Source organism: Psychrobacter proteolyticus (genome assembly GCF_038155145.1).
In the GTDB taxonomy this organism is placed as follows: Bacteria; Pseudomonadota; Gammaproteobacteria; order Pseudomonadales; family Moraxellaceae; genus Psychrobacter; species Psychrobacter proteolyticus_B.
In genome coordinates this window covers 1-226 of record NZ_JBAKAY010000104.1, presented here as the reverse complement: position 1 = coordinate 226, position 226 = coordinate 1, and the positions used below count along the sequence as shown (strand labels likewise).

General features: G+C 42.0%; 1 pseudogene. It reads left to right on the top strand.

Features of this window, described 5'->3' with window-relative positions:
* Positions 1 to 132 (top strand): annotated as a pseudogene (locus V6252_RS13145) (aldehyde dehydrogenase family protein); the annotation flags it as partial.
* Between the last annotated feature and the right edge of the window lie 94 nt (positions 133 to 226).

Sequence of the window (226 nt, the reverse complement as noted above, 5' to 3'; positions counted from 1 at the left end):
TCCCATGCGGCATTCGGCGGCTATAACCAATCACGTATCGGCCGCGAAAACCATCTGATGATGCTCGATCATTATCAGCAAACCAAATACATGCTGGTGTCGTACAGCCCTAAAAAAATGGGTTTCTTCTAATCTTATCTGTGAACGCATGACAGTACTTTGAAAACAAATGCAATCTGTCGCATGATAGGTTGCATTTTCACTTTAAGAAGTCGTAAAATGCCAT